The following is a 16881-nucleotide window of genomic DNA, read 5'->3' on the forward strand; positions in this document are numbered from 1 at the left end:
CTGAAGAAAGCGAAAGTAGTGTCGTTCGTAAGCGCATAAGGTGGTGCGGTGGGCGCGGATAACTCTAAGGCGAGCAATAAAGGAGACGGCGGTGACAGACATTCGGGGCTTGAACAAGGAGCGAGCCGGGGCGGGGTTGATCGTGCTGTTCGGCAGTGCGATCGCCTATGCGGGGCACGGATATGGCGTGGGCACGCTGGAGCACATGGGCTCGGGTTTCGTGCCGCTCTCGATCGGCGTGGCATTGGTGGTGGTGGGCCTGCTGCTGGGCCTGGCCGCGCTGCTGTCGCCCAACGACGCAGACGGCTCGCCGCACATGCAGCACATGAACCTGAGTGGCCTGCCCGACCTGCGGGGCGGCGTCTGCATCGTGGCGGGGGTGATGGCGTTCGTGGTGCTCGGAGAGCATGCCGGCCTGGTACCCGCGACCTTCGCCAGCGTCTTCATCGCTGCGCTGGGCGACCGCAAGAACAGCGTGCGCGACGCGGCGCTGCTCGCCGGCGTGATGGTCGCACTGGCGCTGATCGTCTTCAGCTGGGCACTCAAGGTGCAGATGCCCGCCTTCGGCTCGCTATAAGGAGATCGGACATCATGGAACAGAGCCTGATGGATCTCTGGTACGGCTTCAGCGTCGCGCTGCAGCCGACCAACCTGATGTGGTGCGTATTCGGCGTGCTGATCGGCAACCTGATCGGGGTGCTGCCCGGCATGGGGGCGCCGACCGCGATTTCGATGCTATTGCCGCTCACCTACGTGATGGCGCCCGTGCCGGGCATCCTGATGCTGGCCGGGATTTTCTACGGCTCGCAGTACGGCGGCGCGATCGGCGCGATCCTGCTCAACCTGCCGAGCCATCCGCCGCACGCCGTGACCTGCCTCGACGGCTACCCCTTGACCCGCCAGGGCCGTGGCGGTGCGGCGCTGGGGGTCACGATGATGTCCTCCTTCTTTGCCGCCTCGGTGGGCATCGTCGTGATGATCTTCTTGTCGCCGCTGCTCGTGCAGCTGGCCGTCAATTTCGGGCCGGCGGAGATCTTCTCGATCATGCTGATGGGCCTGATGACGGGCGCCACGATGTCGCGCGGCTCGCCCCTGAAGGGGATCGCGATGACCCTCTTCGGTCTGGTCGTCGGCGTGGTCGGCACCGATGTGACGACGTCAGCGACGCGGCTCACGCTGGGCATGGCGCATCTGGCCGACGGCATCGAACTGGGGGCGCTGTGCATGGGGCTGTTCGGCATCGCGGACTTCATGCTGTGCGTCAATCGCACCACGATCAAGCCGCAGGACGCCAAGGTGTCGCTGCGCGACATGCGCCCCACGCGCGCCGAGATCAAGCAATCCTTCTTCCCGATGCTGCGCGGCACGGCCATCGGCACGCTCTTCGGCGCCTTGCCGGGCACCGGGCCGACGATCACGACCTTCATCTCGTATGCGCTCGAACGCAAGTGGTCCAAGAACCCGGAGCGCTTCGGCAAAGGCGCGATCGAAGGGGTCGCGGCGCCGGAAGCCGCCAACCATGCCAAGACGCAGGTCGACTTCATCCCGACGATGTCCTTGGGTATCCCCGGCGACATCGTGATGGCGCTGATCCTGGGCGCGCTGATCGTCAAGGGCATCCAGCCCGGACCGCAGCTGATCACCGAGCATCCGGACATCTTCTGGGGCCTCGTAGCGAGCTTCTGGATCGGCAACATCTTGCTGGTGCTGCTGAACGTGCCGCTGATCGGCGTCTGGGTGAAGATGCTGCAGGTGCCGTACCGGCTGCTGTTCCCGTCGGCGATCTTCTTCATCTGCATCGGCGTGTTCACGGCCCGCAACAGCCTGTTCGGTGTCGGCGAGGTGGCGGCCTTCGGTGTCATCGGACTGCTGCTGATGGTGCTGGATTTCCCGCTGGCGCCGATCGTGCTCGGCTACATCCTCGGTCCGATGATCGAAGAGAACTTCCGCCGCGCGATGCTGCTTGCCCACGGCGACCTCAACATCTTCGTCGATCGCCCGATCAGCGCCACCTTCCTCGCCGCGTGTGCCTTGCTCGTGCTCGTGCAGGTCGGTTCGTACGCGAAGAAGCTCCTTGAGACCCGGGCGCAATCCCGGATCGTGGTGGGCGCCCAGACCTAGTACAGAGTTTCGGCGCGCCCGGGCGCTTCACCTTGCTTCGGATTCGGAAATGCCAAAGCTGACGAGACATCATGCGCACTGGCCGGAGGGCGTGCCACACACGCTGGATCTGCCCGAATATTCTCTTTACCGGCATCTCGAAGCCAGTGCGGAGAGAGCCCCGGCCAGGATCGCCATCGACTACTACGGCCGCCCGATCAGCTATGGGGGTTTGCATCGGGCGGTGCTGAATCTGGCCGGGTATCTGCAGCAATGCCTGGGTGTCAGGTGCGGCGACCGGGTGCTGCTCCTGATGCAGAATTGCCCGCAGTTCATCATCGCCTATTACGCGATCCTGCGCGCGAATGCAGTGGTGGTGGCGATCAATCCGATGAGCACTGTCGACGAAACCGCCTATTACCTCGGTGATTGCGGCGCCCGCGTGGCCATCGTCACGCAGGACATGTTGGCGAAGGTCCGACCCCGGCTCGATGACGGATCCCTGACGGGCTGTATCGTCGGGGCCTACAGCGACATGACGTATCCCGAAGGGAATCCGGATTTCCTGCAGATTCCGGACTTCGTCGCCGAGGCCGGCCAGCCGCCGCTGTCCGATCGGGAGCACGAATTCGGGAATGCCGTCGCCGCTGCCTTGGCGCCGTCCCCGATCGTGGTCACTGGAAGCGATCTCGCGGTGATCGCATACACTTCGGGTACGACAGGCAAGCCCAAAGGTGCGATGTTGAGCCATCGCGCACTCGCGCTCGCCACCGCACAGCGCTCGTTGTGGCTGGACGACAAAGCGCCCAGCAGCGATCTGCTGGTCCTGCCGATGTGTCACATCGCCGGCATGAGCGGCATGAATCAGGCAATCTTCCAGGGACGGAGCATCGTGCTGCTCGCGCGTTGGGATGCTGGAGCCGTCCCGGCGCTGATCGAACGTTTCCGTGTCGGACGCTTGGGGGGGGTCGCCCCGATGCTGATCGAATTGCTGGCGCGTCCGGAGTTTGCCCGCCACGACCTCTCCTCCCTCAAACGCCTGTATGTCGGCGCGACGCCGACACCCGTCTCGATTGCGAAGGAATTGGAAGCGCGCCTTGGCCGGGTTCCGATCGAGTGCTATGGCATGACGGAAACATGCGGCAGCACGCACATCAATCCTCCTATGGACGCACGATGCGGATGTGCCGGCATTCCCCAAATCGACGTCGATGCCAGAATCATCGATCCGGAAAACCTGACTGAATTGGATTGCAACGAGTCCGGCGAGATCGTCATAAATTGCCCGACACAGTTCATCGGATACTGGAACAAGCCCGAAGCGACGCGGGAGGCATTCGTCGAGATCGACGGCAAACCCTTCGTACGAACCGGCGATATCGGCCACCATGACGAAGACGGCTATTTCCATATCACCGATCGCCTCAAGCGGATGATCAACGCCTCGGGGCTGAAAATCTGGCCGAGCGAAGTCGAGGCCTGCCTGGTGGCGCATCCCTTGGTCCAGGAAGCCTGCGTCCTCGCAGCTTACGATGAATATCGCGGGGAAACCGCAAAGGCGCTGATCGTGCCCGTTCCCGACGCAGAGGGGACGATTTCAGCCGAGATCATCATCGAGTGGGCGAGGACGCATTTGGCAGCCTATAAAGTCCCGCGCTTGATCGAATTCGTCGGCAGCCTCCCCCGGACACTTTCGGGAAAGGTGTTATGGCGAGCGCTGCAGAATGAGCAGAATGAAAACGATCGAGAGCGACGAGACGCTGCCCGCCAGTAGCGTGCAAGTCTTCGTCCGCGACGCCATGCCCGCAAAGAATGGGTGACACCAAGAACTGCGTGGCTCACCGAAAGATCGGCTGATATCGTCAGGGTGTGTCGTCGAATTCGGCTTCAGGGAATGCCAGTGAATATCGTGCATTCGCTGTCCGTTTCCGGTGCGACGTATGCAATGACATTCAAGAGATGTGACGAGGAGATCGAAAATGGGAAAGCTTGTCGTGGAGTCAATTGGCGATCTGCGTTCGCGAGTTGGCGAGGAAGCCTTCGTGACCGATTGGCTGCAAATTACCCAACAGAGAATCAATGCGTTCGCCGAGGCAACGGGAGACCGCCAGTGGATTCACGTGGACGTCGATCGGGCGCGGAAGGAATCGCCCTATGGCGGGACCATCAGCCACGGGTATCTCACCCTGTCTCTGATCGCAGGGTTTTTCCTCGATTCACTGGACATCAAGCATCGCAAGCGCGGGGTCAACTACGGGCTGAACCGTGCGCGCTTTCTCGCACCGGTGCCGGTCGACGGCTGGGTGCGCGCGCGCGCCTTTCTGGAGCGCTATGAAGACATCGAAGGCGGCGCACAGCTGACTTGGCGCGTCGTCGTCGAGCTCAAGGGCAGCGAAAAGCCGGCGTGCGTCGCAGAAGCGTTGAATCAGCTATACGCGTGAGCGGTATGCGAGTCGGGTGCGAACCGCAAGACGGTTGAAGCACCGGTGCTGGGCCGGCGACGAAGAGGCCAGGCGGGACGTTATCGTTCGGAGGACACGGACTTGTTTGCGAAGTCCTTGGGAAAATCATCGGTGCTGGCTCCGCTGAGCGGAGCAGCGTTTCGCATGTTGTGGCTATCCTGGTTTGCGGCCAATTTGACCGTCTCGATGGGGGATGTTGCATCGGCGTGGCTGATGACCTCGCTGACCAACGATCCGCTGATGGTCGCACTGGTGCAGTCGGCAGCAACATTGCCGGTATTCATCCTCGGATTGCCGAGCGGCGCATTGGCAGACATCATGGACCGGCGGCGCTATATGGCGGCGACCCTGCTATGGGGCGCGGGCGTGTCGACCGGCCTGTGGGCATTCGTGGCCGCGGGCTCATTGACGGCTGCGATGCTGCTGGTGTTTACCTTTCTCGCCGGAATCGGCGTGGCGATGCGATGGCCTGTATTCATTGCGATCATCCCGGAGTTCGTATCGAAAACCGAGCTGCCATCCGCGATCGGTTTGAATGCGATTGCCGTGCATTTCTCACGCCTGCTGGGCCCCGTGGTAGCGGGAGTCTTGCTGGCCAGTGCCGGCAGCCAGTACGTCTTTATGACCAACGCCGTGCTGTCGGTAGTCGCCTTCCTGCTGGTCATGCGGTGTCGCCCAGCGCCCAAGGACAGCCGGCTGCCGGGCGAGCGCTTCGTCGGTGCGATGCGGGTCGGATTGAAGCATGTCCTCGCGTCCCCGGCGTTGCGCGTTGTGCTGGCACGGACCTTCCTCTTCTTTTTCCAGGTAACGGCGCTGACGGCTCTGCTGCCGCTGATCGCACGCAATTTTCACGGTGAAGGGATTGGCAGCTTTACGACCATGCTCGCGGCCATGGGCGGCGGTGCCATTGCCGGCATCTTCCTGTTGCCATATCTGCGCGGACATCTGGACCGGGATCGGGTCATCTATTGGGGTACAGGGATCCACAGCGTGACATCGGTGCTGGTGGTGTTTGCGCCGACACTCTGGTTGGCGCTGCCGGCGATGTTTGTTGTGGGAATGGCTTGGATCGGCGTCGCGAATTCGCTGACCATTGCGGCGCAATGGGCCCTGCCGGCTTGGGTGCGGGCACGCGGCATGTCGTTCGTTCAAATCGCGATGATGGGCGGCATGGCGGCGGGCGCCGCATTGTGGGGTTATTCAGCCCGTCTGACGACCGTCGCCGACAGCATCCTTGCCGCTGCCATCATCGGTCCGCTCGCACTTTTCGTAATGCACCGGCTGGGTGCCTGTGGGCTGGAAGATGAGGATCTGACGCCGGTACGGATAGGCGCGAATTTGGTTCCCCCCGTCGTCGATATCAATTTCGACGAAGGGCCGTTAGTCGTGACGATCGAATACATGATCGACCCGACGCGTGCGGACGATTTCAGAACCGTGATGAAGGAGACGCGCGGGGCTCGATTACGCCAGGGGGCGCTTTCATGGCGGCTGTACCGCGATATCACGGAGCCGGGGCGTTACATCGAGCATATTGTCAACGAGAGCTGGGTCGAGCATCAACGCCTGCTGGAGCGATTTACTGCGGCCGATGAGCGCCTGCGCGAGCGGCGGCTCGGGTTTCATATCAGCGCTACACCTCCGCGCATTCAGCGCTATCTGGAGTGCTGATTCTTGAAGGAAGCAATGCATATGCAACGCGAATCGATGGAATTCGACGTCCTGATCGTCGGCGGCGGCCCTGCGGGGTTGGCGGCGGCGATCCGGTTGAAGCAACTGGCCAACGAGAAGGGCATGGAACTGGCGGTGTGCCTGATCGAGAAGGCGGCCGAGATCGGCGCCCACATCCTGTCCGGCGCAGTGATGGACCCGTGTGCGCTCAACGAGCTGATCCCCGACTGGAAGGAACAGGGCGCGCCGGTCACCACCGCCGTCATCGAAGACCGCGTGATCTTCCTCAACGAGGCGGGCGGCCGCAAGGTGCCCACCGGCCTGCTGCCGGACTGTTTCCTCAACCACGGCAACTACATCGTGCGCCTCGGCAACGTCGCGAAGTGGCTCGGCGAGCAGGCCGAAGCGCTGGGCGTCGAGGTCTATCCGGGCTTTGCCGGGGCCGAGATCCTGTTTGACCTCAGTGGCGAAATGAACGGCGCCGTGAAGGGCGTTGCGACCGGCGACATGGGCGTCACGCGCGAAGGCGAGCAGGGCCCCGCGTATCAGCCGGGCATGGAGCTGCACGCGAAATACACGCTGTTTGCCGAAGGCTGCCGCGGGCATCTGGGCAAGCAGCTCGAAGCCAAATTCAACCTCAGGAACGGCGTCGATCCGCAGACCTACGGCATCGGCCTGAAGGAACTGTGGGAAGTGCCCGCCGAGCGTCATGAGCCGGGCGTGGTCGTGCACACCACCGGCTGGCCCCTGCCCTCGGACACCTACGGCGGCGGCTTCGTCTATCACCTCGAGGACAACCTCGTCGCGATCGGCTACGTGGTGGGCCTCAACTACACCAACCCGCACCTCTCGCCCTTCGAGGAATTCCAGCGCTACAAGACGCATCCGGAGATCCGCAAGTATCTCGAAGGCGGCAAGCGTCTCGCATACGGTGCGCGCGCGATCGCCGCGGGCGGCCTGCAGAGCCAGCCCAAGCTGGTGTTCCCGGGCGGCGCGCTGATCGGCGACGACGCGGGCTTCCTCAACGCCGCGCGCATCAAGGGCAGCCACGCAGCGATCAAGAGCGGCATGCTCGCCGCGGAAGCGGCTTTCGACGCGGTGGCCGCTGAACGTCAGCGCGACGAACTCGCCGCGTTCCCGGAAGCGTTCAAGAACAGCTGGCTGTACGCGGAACTGCACAAGACGCGCAACTTCAAGCCCTACATGAAGCGCGGCCTGTGGATGGGCTCGCTGCTCTTCGGCATCGACCAGAAGGTGCTCAAAGGCAAGGCCCCGTGGACGCTGCACAACAGCTCCGACCACGACAAGCTCAAGCTTGCCTCGGAATGCCCGAAGATCGACTACCCGAAGCCCGACGGCGTGCTGACCTTCGACCGCCTCTCCTCGGTGTTCCTGTCGAACACCAACCACGAGGAAGATCAGCCCTGCCACCTGCAGCTGAAGGATGCGTCGGTGCCGATCGCGGTGAACCTCGCGAGGTACGACGCCCCCGAGCAGCGCTACTGCCCGGCCGGGGTGTACGAGATCGTCCGCGACGAATCAGGATCGAACCCCCGCCTGCAGATCAACGCGCAGAACTGCGTGCACTGCAAGACCTGCGACATCAAGGACCCGACGCAGAACATCAACTGGGTCGTGCCGCAGGGCGGCGAGGGGCCGATCTACCAAGGGATGTAGCCATCCTTTTCCTTTCGGAAAGGTGTCAACTTGGCGCTTGACGGTTTACTCTCCCCCTCTCCCTTTCCTTCACGCGCGGCACCTTTCCATTTTTTTACTGCACGTCGTCGGGGGACCCGATGGGGCACCGCTCAGTTCTCTGCGTGCACGTGACAGCTCATCGATTGAGCTTTGCCAGCATTTTCCTTCTCGATTTTCCCCCTACAACGTGCTCCTTTCACGAGGAGGATAATGTCAAGTGCGACAGGGGGCTCGGTGCCGCCCGCTTAAGGGGCAGCGACTAGCCACAGCGCAGCTGCGGCTGCACATGCTTTGTGGATCTGCAATGATCACTGCGGCCGACGATGTCCGCCACATGGCGAAATCTCCACAAGACACCTCGCGAGAGCCGCGCGCCCGGGGAAGCGCGGGGCGCCTCTCGGTGGCAGGCAAGACCTTTGAAAGGCCTGCCCTGATCAATCGCCAGCGGGTTGCGAAATCCGTATCCGATGACGGCAATTCCAACACGCTATGCATGTGTTCCGCCTGCTCATGAGACCCGATCATGCGGCTCACGAGCTCAAGCCCTCAGATGAGCCCCAACTCCAAGGCTCTCGCCACTGCCTGCGTGCGGCTGCGGATCCCGAGTTTCCCGTAGATCCGGCGCAGGTGGGTTTCGACGGTGTTCTCCGTCACGAACAGCTTGCGTGCGAGCTCCTTGTTGGAGTGTCCTTCGGCGAGGAGGCGGAGGATCTGGCCCTCCTTGGGGCTGAGGCGCATGGCCTCGTCCTGCGGGTGGCCTTTGGGGGCGATCGGTTCGGTCTTGGTCGCTGCGGCGTGGACGTGCTGTAGATAGCCCGCGGAGACCGCGCATTTCCGATCTTCCAGCGTTCTCAGCAACTCGTTGAGGTGCCAGGGCTCGTCGGCGAAGACGCGCAGCATTCCACCGGGCTCGGCCTGTGCGAGGGCGCGTTCAAGCGTTTCGAGGGCCTGGGGCCGGCGACGGGCGACTTCGAAGGCTTGGGCGAGCAGGCACTGCAGCCTTGCGACGCGTCGACGCCGGTTGTGTCCGCCGGCTTCGCAGATCGCGTCCTGTAGGCGGGGAATGATCGCGCGCACCGACCCTTCGACCAGTGCCTGCCGGGCGTCGGAGACGATCGGGTCGTCGAGGTTTTCGGCGTAGAGCGAAAATCCCTCTGAGGGCTGCCACACGGATGCGTCCGCGATCAGCGGCGCCATTCGCTGGGCGGCCGCGACGTCGCCGGCGAGCAGCGCGAGCCGATGCTTGTCGATTCGGGATGCTGCCGAAATGCGCGGGATCGATCGCACGTCCCCGAGGTCCTGCAGCGTGTCGAGGGTCACCAGGGCTTTCGCATACTGTCCGCGCTGCGCCTGGATGCGGGCCAGCACCCGGTACGCGACGATGATGTGGTCGGGCAGGCAGCCGTCGTGTATGACCGGCAAATAGTCGATGAGCAGCGTTTCGGCCGCGTCGATCTCGTTGATCTCGTAGAGGGCTTCGGCGAGGTGGGCGGCGACGATCGCGGTTGATGTCGTGTAACGGTGGCCGCCCGCGATGATCGCCTGCAGCGTGCCTTCGAAGCGCGCCCGCGCGGCTTTCGCCTCGCCCTGTAGCAGGGCGATGGCGCCTTCGAAGCTGACGCTGTAGTTGAGGGCATGGACGGCGCCGATGGGCTCGAGCAGGCGCTTCGCCGCAGCGATCTCCTGCATTGCCTTGATGTCGCGCCCCAGCGTGATGGCTTCGTAGGCGAGGGTATTGTGGATCAGGCCGGCCACGTAGGGAGGCATTACGGCGAGGTTGGCGCGGGCGGATTCGCCGATCCGGAAGGCTTCCACGAGCCGGTCCGACCAGGCGCACAGCATGATCCTGAGGGCCACCAGCTCGGCGGCGATTGCCTCGTCGGCCTGGGCCTGCGCCGGGAGCAGTTCGATGAGCCGGGACGCCTCGCCGTACCGGTGCAGGAAGGTCGCGGCATAGGCGCCGGCAATCAGCAGGGGCGGGTGCGTCGCGAGAATCGCTGCCGGGATGGCGGCCACCCATTTTGCAACCGTGTCGAACTGTCCGACCCGCACCAGATCGTTGGCCCGCGTCGCCATGATGGTGGCCGCAAGTGCATGGTCGCCGGCGGCCAGGGCGTAGGGCACGGCGGGAAAGTGCCTGCCATGGTCCGCGAGCCAGCGGGCTGCGTTCAACTGCAGGGTGGCAACGCGTTGTGGCGTCACGCCCGAGTGACGTAGTTGGGTACCCAGAAATTCGCGGAAGAGCGGGTGGTAGCGATACCAGGGGCCGTCATTGTCGATGCGCTGGAGAAACAGGTTGTCGCGCTCGGTTGCGGCGATGCATTCGCGGCTGTCGGTGACGCCGAGGGCCGCGTCGCACATGGCCGGCGAAAAGGCGTCGAACAGGCTGGTCGTGAGGAGGAAATCGCACAGGCGCGGGGGGAGCCGGGCAAGGACGTCTTCGGCGAGGTAGTCCGAGATGTTGCGTGACGATGCCGCCAGCCCTTCGAGGAGGGCCGCGGTATCGGTGCGCCCCGTGAGCGCCGCCGCCGCGAGCTGCAAGGCCGCGGGCCAGCCGTCGGTGCGATGTTGCAGCGTATCCAGCTCCGCCTCGTTGAGGGCGCAGGGCAAGCGGCCGGCAATGTAGCGCCGCGATTCCTCCCGGTCGAACTTGAGCAGATCCGCGTCGATCTCCAGCAGGCGACCACTGACCCGCAGCCGCCCCAGTGGGAGGTCGGGCGTATGCCGCGAGCCGAGGACGATCTGCTGGCCCGGGGACAGGGCGGCGACGACTTCGCTGACGAGCTGGAGGACCCTGGTCGAGCCGATTTCCTCGAATTCGTCGATGAACAATACGAAGGGAGCTTCCGCGAGATCGAGGGATTCGAGCAGCTGCTGCATGCGCGCGCTCGACGCCGTCGAGCCATCGAGGCCGGACCCGGCGCTCTCCGGTTCATCGACCTCGTCAAGCACGCTGCTCAGCGCGGCGCGAAGGTAGAAAGTGAAGCGCCCGAGATCGTCGTCCGACGCGTCGACCGTCAGCCAGCAGGCCGCCCGGCCGGCGGTGCGCATCTGGCAGTAGAGCTGGCTCAGGGTCGTCGTCTTGCCGTAGCCGGCCGGCGCGGTGACGAGCACAAGGTTCGCGTTCGAGTGATCGACCAGGTCGAAGATCCGGCTCCGTTCCACCTTTCCCGCGGCGTCGTAAGACGGGCGCAGCTTGCGTGTATTGACGCGGATGCCGGGACTGGAAAGGGCTTGCTGGTGCATGAACTGGACGTAAGAAGGGTGGCCGGGGCGTGTTCGACGCTTTCAGTATGAATCCGCGAAAGGGTGATGGAAACACCGTAACGGGGGTTTTGACAAGCGTGTGCGCGACGGTGGAAGGCGCGTGAATGCTGGCGCCTGGGCCCGACGCATGGTGCGCTGCGGGATCGCTGTGCACCGCCGCGCTTATCTTGCATTGCAGCACTTGTCACGGTTTTCCGTTACGACACGTGCCGCGGAAAGTCATGGGTTTGCGCGATTGAGAGGATTTATCGGTCGATTAAAAATCTCCCCCATGCCGACAGCGTTTCGGCGTCCCGTTCCACCCACGGAGGAGATTCGAACATGAACGACCGGAACCCAACGCCCGCCGCTGCCAGATTGGGGCCGCTGGGTGCAGAGCCGCCGCTTTCCGAAACGGCGGCCATGATCCTCGAAAGCCTCGAGCGCTTTGCCACGGACGTGATGCGTCCGATCGGCACCCGGCTGGACCGGATGACGCCAGACGAGGTCGCGGCGGCCGATTCGCCGTACTGGGAATCGCGCCGCAAGTTCGTCGAGCTCGGGTTCGGCGTTGAGGCGCTGCTCGGGTTCGAGCCGGAAGAACGCGGCAAGATGATGTGCCTGCTGTTCGAAACCTTGGGCTGGGGCGACTCGGGCCTCGCGATTTCCTTCGGCGCCGCCATGCTGCCGCAATACATGTGCGCCGTGCTCGGTCGCGACGACCTGCTCAAGCTGTACCCGGACGCGGTGCTCGGCTGCTGGGGGATCACCGAGCCGGATCACGGTTCCGATTCGATCGATCCGAACCGGATGATCTTCCACCCCCAAGGGCAGTACGGCCGTCCGAACTGCTGGGCGAGGATCGACGGCGACGAGGTCGTCATCAACGGACAGAAGTCGGCCTGGGTCTCCAACGGCACCATCGCCGATGTCTGCGTGCTGTACTGCGCGACCGACACGGGCACGTCCCTCGACTCGCAGCGTGGCTGCGTCGTGATCGTGCCGATGGATGCGAGGGGCGTCTCGCGCGGGAAGCCGCTGGACAAGCTCGGCCAGCGTGCGCTCAACCAGGGCGAGATCTACTTCGACAACGTTCGCGTGCCGCGCACCCACCTGCTGGCGGGGCCGGATGAATTCCAGGCGGCGGTAAAGATCATCCACACGGCCGCCAACGGGTTGATGGGCGCGACCTTTACCGGCGTGGCGCGGGCGGCGTACGAACACGCACTCGACTATGCCCACGAGCGCAAGCAGGGCGGCGTGCCGATTATCCGCCACCAGTCGGTGGCCCAGCGCCTGTTCCACATGTTCCGCAAGGTCGAGGCCTCGCGGGCGCTGACGAACCGCGTCCTTCACTACAACTTCATCTCCCCCGCGCCCTCGCTGCATGCGGCCATGACCGCCAAGGTGACGGCCACGCAGACGTCATTCGAAGTCGCCAGCGATGCCTTGCAGATCTTCGGGGGCAACGGTCTGACGCGCGAGTACCCGGTCGAAAAGCTGTTGCGCGATGCCCGTGCCTCGCTGATCGAGGACGGTTGCAACGAAATTCTCTCCATCAAAGGCGGCTACTACCTCGCCGACCCGGATCGTCTGTGATGCGCGGCGAGCAACAGGAAGCGGAGAAGTCCCAGCCATGACCGCAAGAGACGAACAGATTCTCGCGAACCTCATCGCCAACCGGGCCGAAACCCACCCGGACCTGGACGTGGTGACCTTCGAGCACCCAGGTTGCCCCGACGAGGTGCGTACCTATCGGCAGCTGTGGGATAACGGTCGGCGTGTCGCCGCTGCCCTCAAGGCCGGTCGTGTCGCCAACGGCGGGCATTTCGCGCTGCTGATGCAGAACCACCCCGAGTTTCTCGACGCCATGGTCGGCGCTTCGATCAGCGGGGCGGTCTTCGTTCCCATCGACCCGCGTACCAAGGGCGACAAGCTGGTGTACATGCTGCGCCATTCCGGCTGCCGGGGCGTGATCTGCGCCGACTACGTGCTCGACAACCTCGACGCGGTGCGCGCGCAGTTGCCGGAGCTGGAATGGATCTGGGTCATCGACAGCGGCGCGCGGATGGAGAGGCCGCTGGCCGACGATGCGGGCGTGCAGCGCCTGGCGGAGGTACTCGGCGATTCGGTGCCGGAGGTGGAGATCGTCGCCGACGATCCGTCGAAGCCGATGGAGATCATGTATACCTCGGGCACCACCGGTGATCCGAAGGGCGTGGTGATTCCGCACGCGCGCTTTGCCGCGGTCGGAAATTGGCACGCACTGCTCGGTTACCGTCAGGACGACCGGCCCTATACCGGTCTGTCGCTGACGCACGGCAACGCCCAGTTGGTGACCCTGTCCTGCGTGCTCAAGCTGGGCATGCGGGCGGTGATCAGCCGGAAGTTCTCCAAGTCACGCCTGTGGGATGTGGCGCGCAAGTATGGCTGCACCACCTTCACGCTGCTGGGCGGCATGACGACCGCCATCTACAGCGAGCCGCCCCGCGCGGACGATGCCGACAATCCGGTGCGCTTCGTGATCAGCGCCGGCATGCCGGCAGCGATCTGGCGGGACTTCGAGCGTCGTTTCGGCGTCGAGATCCTGGAGTTTTATGGCGCGGTGGAGGGCGGACTGAGCATCAAACCGGTCGGCGAAGGCCCGGTCGGAAGCGTCGGGAAGCCGCCTGCAACGCTTCGCATGCGAATCGTCGACGAGTACGGGCAGGACGTCGCGCCGGGCGAGCGCGGTGAAATCATCTTCAAGCCCGCCGACGGATCCGCCCCGGCGATCGCCTACCTCCATAACCCGGAAGCTTCGGCCGCAAAAACGCGCGGCGGCTGGCTGCGGATGGGCGACATCGGTCACGTCGACGCGGACGGGTGGCTGTTCTTCGATTTCCGCATGGGGGGCGCGATCCGCCACAACGGCGATTTCGTTGATCCCGCCACGATCGAGAAGGTGCTGGCCGAGAGCCCGATGGTTTCCGACGTCTTCGTGTACGGCATCGACGCGGCCTCCGGTGCCCCCGGCGAGAAGGACGTGGTGGCCGCGATCGTGCCGGAGGCCGGCATCGAATTCGCGCCCGAGACGCTGTTCCGCCTGTGCCGCCAGAAGCTCGATAGCTCGAGCGTCCCGAGCTACCTGCAGGTGGTGGCCGAAATCCCCAAGACCGCCTCGGAGAAGCCGCAGGAGCGGTTCCTGAAGGATGCCTTCAAGGCTGCCGGTGCCGAGATCCACGAAGAGCGTCGCGCCGAATCAATGGCGCGTTAGCCGCCGACCCTCAATATCAAAGGAGAAAGCAATGGAGACGAATTACGAAGTGGTGGTGTACGGCGCCAGCGGCTACACGGGCAAGCTGATCGCGTGGAAGCTTGCAGAGCGCGGCATCCCCTTCATCGCCGCGGGGCGCAACCTGCAGCGGCTCGAGGAGGAGATGGGGCGTGTCCCCGAGTTGGGGGGGCACGACTACCGCTGCGTGGCGGTCACTCACGATGTCGCTTCGCTGACCGAGCTGTTCCGCGGCAGGAAGGTGGTCATCAACGTGACCGGCCCCTTCATGCAGATTGGGGAACCGGTCGTGCAGGCCTGCCTTGCTGCGGGGTGTCACTACTTCGACACCACAGGCGAAGCCGACTGGATGTCGATGCTCAAGGCCGAGTACGGCAAGCGCTTCGCCCAAGCCGGCCTGGCACTGTGCCCGGCCAATTCCTACATGTGGGCGGAAGGGCTGCTGGCGGCGGAGATCGCCCTGGAAACCCCGGGTATCGATTCGCTGGAGATCGCCTATCTGGCGGACTCGCAAACCAGCGTCGCCTCGACGAAATCCTTCCTGCGGATGTGCACCAAGCCACAGTACTACATCAAGGACAAGACGCCGACGATGTGGCCCTACGCCACCGGTTACACGGTCACGCTGCCGGGCGAGCACGAACTGTTCAACGCACTGCCCTGGGGCGGCGGCGGCGAACCGGTCTGGTACCAAGGCGACAAGCGCGTGCGCAATTGCCGGGTACTGGTGTCCTTCCGCAATCAGGTGATGTTCAAGGCGGTGATGAACATCCTCGAACGCTTCGAGAAGGAGTGCCGGGAACTGCCGCCAGACGAGCAGGAGCGTGTGACGAACCAGTGGGGTGGCGAAGTCACCTCTGTCGAGCCGCCGCGCGAGGATCCGGAAATAAATCGCTGCGTGCTGTCGTGCTACGGGCGCGGCAAGACCGCCTCGGTCAACGTCGTGCTGCGCGGCAATTCCCCCTACATCCAGACCGGCGTGCTCGGCGCCGAGGCCGCCCGGCGCGTGCTGCGCGGCCAGCTTCAGGCGGTCGGCTTCGTGTCGCCGGCGCAGGCCTTCGGCGCCCGCAATCTGCTGGCGGCATTGGCCGAGGAAGGTCATCTCGCGTGGCAGGTGTACAGCGCTTGAGCGCGCGGCGTTTGCAGTTCCCGAACCCGGATCAACGCGAGAGAGCGAAATGAATCAACGAGTGTATGTAGCGGGCGTCGGCATGACGCCCTTCGGCAAGCATCTGGGCACCAGCGTCAAGCAGCTCACCCGCGTCGCGGTCGAGCAGGCGCTGGCCGATGCCGGTTGTCAGGCGAGCGATGTCCAGATGGCCTTCTTCGCGAACGCGGCGCAGGGCCACATGGAGGGGCAGGACATGGTCCGGGGCCAGATCGCGCTGCGTGCGATGGGCTTCGAGGGGCTTCCGGTGGTCAATGTCGAGAATGCCTGCGCCAGTGCGAGCACAGCTTTCCAGATGGCGGTGGCCCTGGTCAGCGGTGGTGCGGCAGACGTCGTGCTCGCTGTCGGCGCGGAAAAGATGTTCTCCGACGACAAGGCGCGCACCTTCGGTGTGTTCGACGGCGCATGGGACGTGCATGACGTGGCCGCCGGGCGCGACCGGTTGCTGCGCATGGGCGAGGGCATCGAACCACCGGCGGGCAGTGTCTCGCCCAGGCCGTACAGCGTGTTCATGGACATCTACGCCGCCTTCGGGCGCATGCACATGCGCGAATACGGTAGCACGCAGCGCCAGTTCGCCGCTGTGTCGGCAAAGAACCACCGCCACTCGGTGCATAACCCGCTGGCGCAATATCAGCAGGCCTACAGCATCGACGAGATCCTCGCGGCACCGCCGATCACCTATCCGCTGACGCTGCCGATGTGTTCGCCGGTGAGTGACGGTGCTGCGGCGGCGATCGTGTGCAGCGAGGCCGGGCTGGCGCGGTTGGCGGGGCGGACGTCCCGTGCGATCAAGGTGCTTGGTTGGGCGCTGCAGGGCGGCTCGGACCGTGCAGCGGAAGCGCTCGACCTGCATCTGGTGCGTACTGCTGCGCAGAAAGTTTATGAACAGGCGGGCGTGGGACCGGAAGACATTTCGGTCGCGGAGGTGCATGACGCCACCGCCATCGGCGAAATCATCCAGTCGGAAGTGCTCGGCCTGTGTGCTCCGGGCATGGGAGGCGTGTGCGCCGAACGGGGCGAGACCGCCATCGGCGGGCGCATCCCGATCAATCCGTCCGGTGGCCTGGAATCGAAGGGGCATCCGATCGGCGCGACAGGGCTGGGCCAGATCTTTGAGCTCGTCACCCAGTTGCGCGGCGAAGCGGGTGCGCGCCAGGTCGAGGGGGTGCGACTTGCACTGGCGGAGAACGGCGGCGGCCTCTACGGCATCGAGGAAGCGGTCGCGTGCGTGACGCTCCTCGGGCGATGAACTGATCGCG

At 64.4% G+C, this 16881-nt stretch carries 11 protein-coding genes; 10 read left to right on the forward strand and 1 reads right to left on the reverse strand.

Annotated features, from left to right (window positions below; genetic code table 11):
* Positions 1-91 precede the first annotated feature (91 nt).
* The 6 genes from GPA27_RS15850 to GPA27_RS15875 all read left to right on the forward strand — a co-directional run bounded on the left by GPA27_RS15850 (position 92) and on the right by GPA27_RS15875 (position 7910).
* Positions 92-577, forward strand: a complete 486-nt coding sequence (locus GPA27_RS15850) for a tripartite tricarboxylate transporter TctB family protein (protein ID WP_169141563.1) — start codon at positions 92-94, stop codon at positions 575-577.
* Positions 578-591: 14 nt separating this feature from the next.
* The gene (locus GPA27_RS15855; protein ID WP_211165034.1) at positions 592-2121 is read left to right on the forward strand and encodes a tripartite tricarboxylate transporter permease; all 1530 of its coding nucleotides are present in this window, start codon (positions 592-594) and stop codon (positions 2119-2121) included.
* A gap of 49 nt (positions 2122-2170) precedes the next feature.
* Positions 2171-3874 carry an AMP-binding protein gene (locus GPA27_RS15860; protein ID WP_169141534.1) on the forward strand — a complete coding sequence of 568 codons (1704 nt, stop codon included), beginning with the start codon at positions 2171-2173 and terminating at the stop codon, positions 3872-3874.
* Between the two features lie 205 nt (positions 3875-4079).
* Positions 4080-4541 carry a MaoC family dehydratase gene (locus tag GPA27_RS15865; RefSeq protein WP_169141535.1) on the forward strand — a complete coding sequence of 154 codons (462 nt, stop codon included), beginning with the start codon at positions 4080-4082 and terminating at the stop codon, positions 4539-4541.
* Positions 4542-4643: 102 nt separating this feature from the next.
* Complete coding sequence (locus GPA27_RS15870; RefSeq protein WP_246261164.1) at positions 4644-6233, forward strand: MFS transporter; 1590 nt, start codon at positions 4644-4646, stop codon at positions 6231-6233.
* 21 nt (positions 6234-6254) lie between these two features.
* Positions 6255-7910, forward strand: a complete 1656-nt coding sequence (locus GPA27_RS15875; RefSeq protein ID WP_169141536.1) for an electron transfer flavoprotein-ubiquinone oxidoreductase — start codon at positions 6255-6257, stop codon at positions 7908-7910.
* A gap of 567 nt (positions 7911-8477) precedes the next feature.
* Here GPA27_RS15875 and GPA27_RS15880 read toward each other — a convergent pair.
* Complete coding sequence (locus GPA27_RS15880; RefSeq protein ID WP_169141537.1) at positions 8478-11177, reverse strand: winged helix-turn-helix domain-containing protein; 2700 nt, start codon at positions 11175-11177, stop codon at positions 8478-8480.
* Positions 11178-11519: 342 nt separating this feature from the next.
* Here GPA27_RS15880 and GPA27_RS15885 point away from each other — a divergent pair, with 342 nt between their 5' ends.
* The 4 genes from GPA27_RS15885 to GPA27_RS15900 are packed head-to-tail and all read left to right on the forward strand — an operon-like array spanning position 11520 to position 16871.
* Positions 11520-12776 carry an acyl-CoA dehydrogenase family protein gene (locus GPA27_RS15885; RefSeq protein ID WP_169141538.1) on the forward strand — a complete coding sequence of 419 codons (1257 nt, stop codon included), beginning with the start codon at positions 11520-11522 and terminating at the stop codon, positions 12774-12776.
* A gap of 37 nt (positions 12777-12813) precedes the next feature.
* On the forward strand, positions 12814-14433 hold the full coding sequence (locus tag GPA27_RS15890) for an AMP-binding protein (RefSeq protein WP_169141539.1): 1620 nt from the start codon (positions 12814-12816) through the stop codon (positions 14431-14433).
* A gap of 31 nt (positions 14434-14464) precedes the next feature.
* Positions 14465-15580: a saccharopine dehydrogenase family protein gene (locus GPA27_RS15895; protein ID WP_169141540.1), complete on the forward strand. Its 1116-nt coding sequence runs from the start codon at positions 14465-14467 to the stop codon at positions 15578-15580.
* A 49-nt stretch (positions 15581-15629) separates the two neighbouring features.
* The gene (locus GPA27_RS15900; RefSeq protein ID WP_169141541.1) at positions 15630-16871 is read left to right on the forward strand and encodes a thiolase family protein; all 1242 of its coding nucleotides are present in this window, start codon (positions 15630-15632) and stop codon (positions 16869-16871) included.
* The last annotated feature ends 10 nt before the right edge of the window (positions 16872-16881 follow it).

Source organism: Aromatoleum toluolicum (assembly GCF_012911005.2).
GTDB classification, from domain to species: Bacteria; Pseudomonadota; Gammaproteobacteria; order Burkholderiales; family Rhodocyclaceae; genus Aromatoleum; species Aromatoleum toluolicum.

Bases quoted from the DNA above. Each gene is read 5' to 3' on its own strand.
- GPA27_RS15855 (WP_211165034.1), top strand. From the start codon at position 592: ATGGAACAGAGCCTGATGGATCTCTGGTACGGCTTCAGCGTCGCGCTG.
- GPA27_RS15860 (WP_169141534.1), top strand. From the start codon at position 2,171: ATGCCAAAGCTGACGAGACATCATGCGCACTGGCCGGAGGGCGTGCCA.
- GPA27_RS15865 (WP_169141535.1), top strand. From the start codon at position 4,080: ATGGGAAAGCTTGTCGTGGAGTCAATTGGCGATCTGCGTTCGCGAGTT.
- GPA27_RS15875 (WP_169141536.1), top strand. From the start codon at position 6,255: ATGCAACGCGAATCGATGGAATTCGACGTCCTGATCGTCGGCGGCGGC.
- GPA27_RS15880 (WP_169141537.1), bottom strand. From the start codon at position 11,177: ATGCACCAGCAAGCCCTTTCCAGTCCCGGCATCCGCGTCAATACACGC.
- GPA27_RS15885 (WP_169141538.1), top strand. From the start codon at position 11,520: ATGAACGACCGGAACCCAACGCCCGCCGCTGCCAGATTGGGGCCGCTG.
- GPA27_RS15890 (WP_169141539.1), top strand. From the start codon at position 12,814: ATGACCGCAAGAGACGAACAGATTCTCGCGAACCTCATCGCCAACCGG.
- GPA27_RS15895 (WP_169141540.1), top strand. From the start codon at position 14,465: ATGGAGACGAATTACGAAGTGGTGGTGTACGGCGCCAGCGGCTACACG.
- GPA27_RS15900 (WP_169141541.1), top strand. From the start codon at position 15,630: ATGAATCAACGAGTGTATGTAGCGGGCGTCGGCATGACGCCCTTCGGC.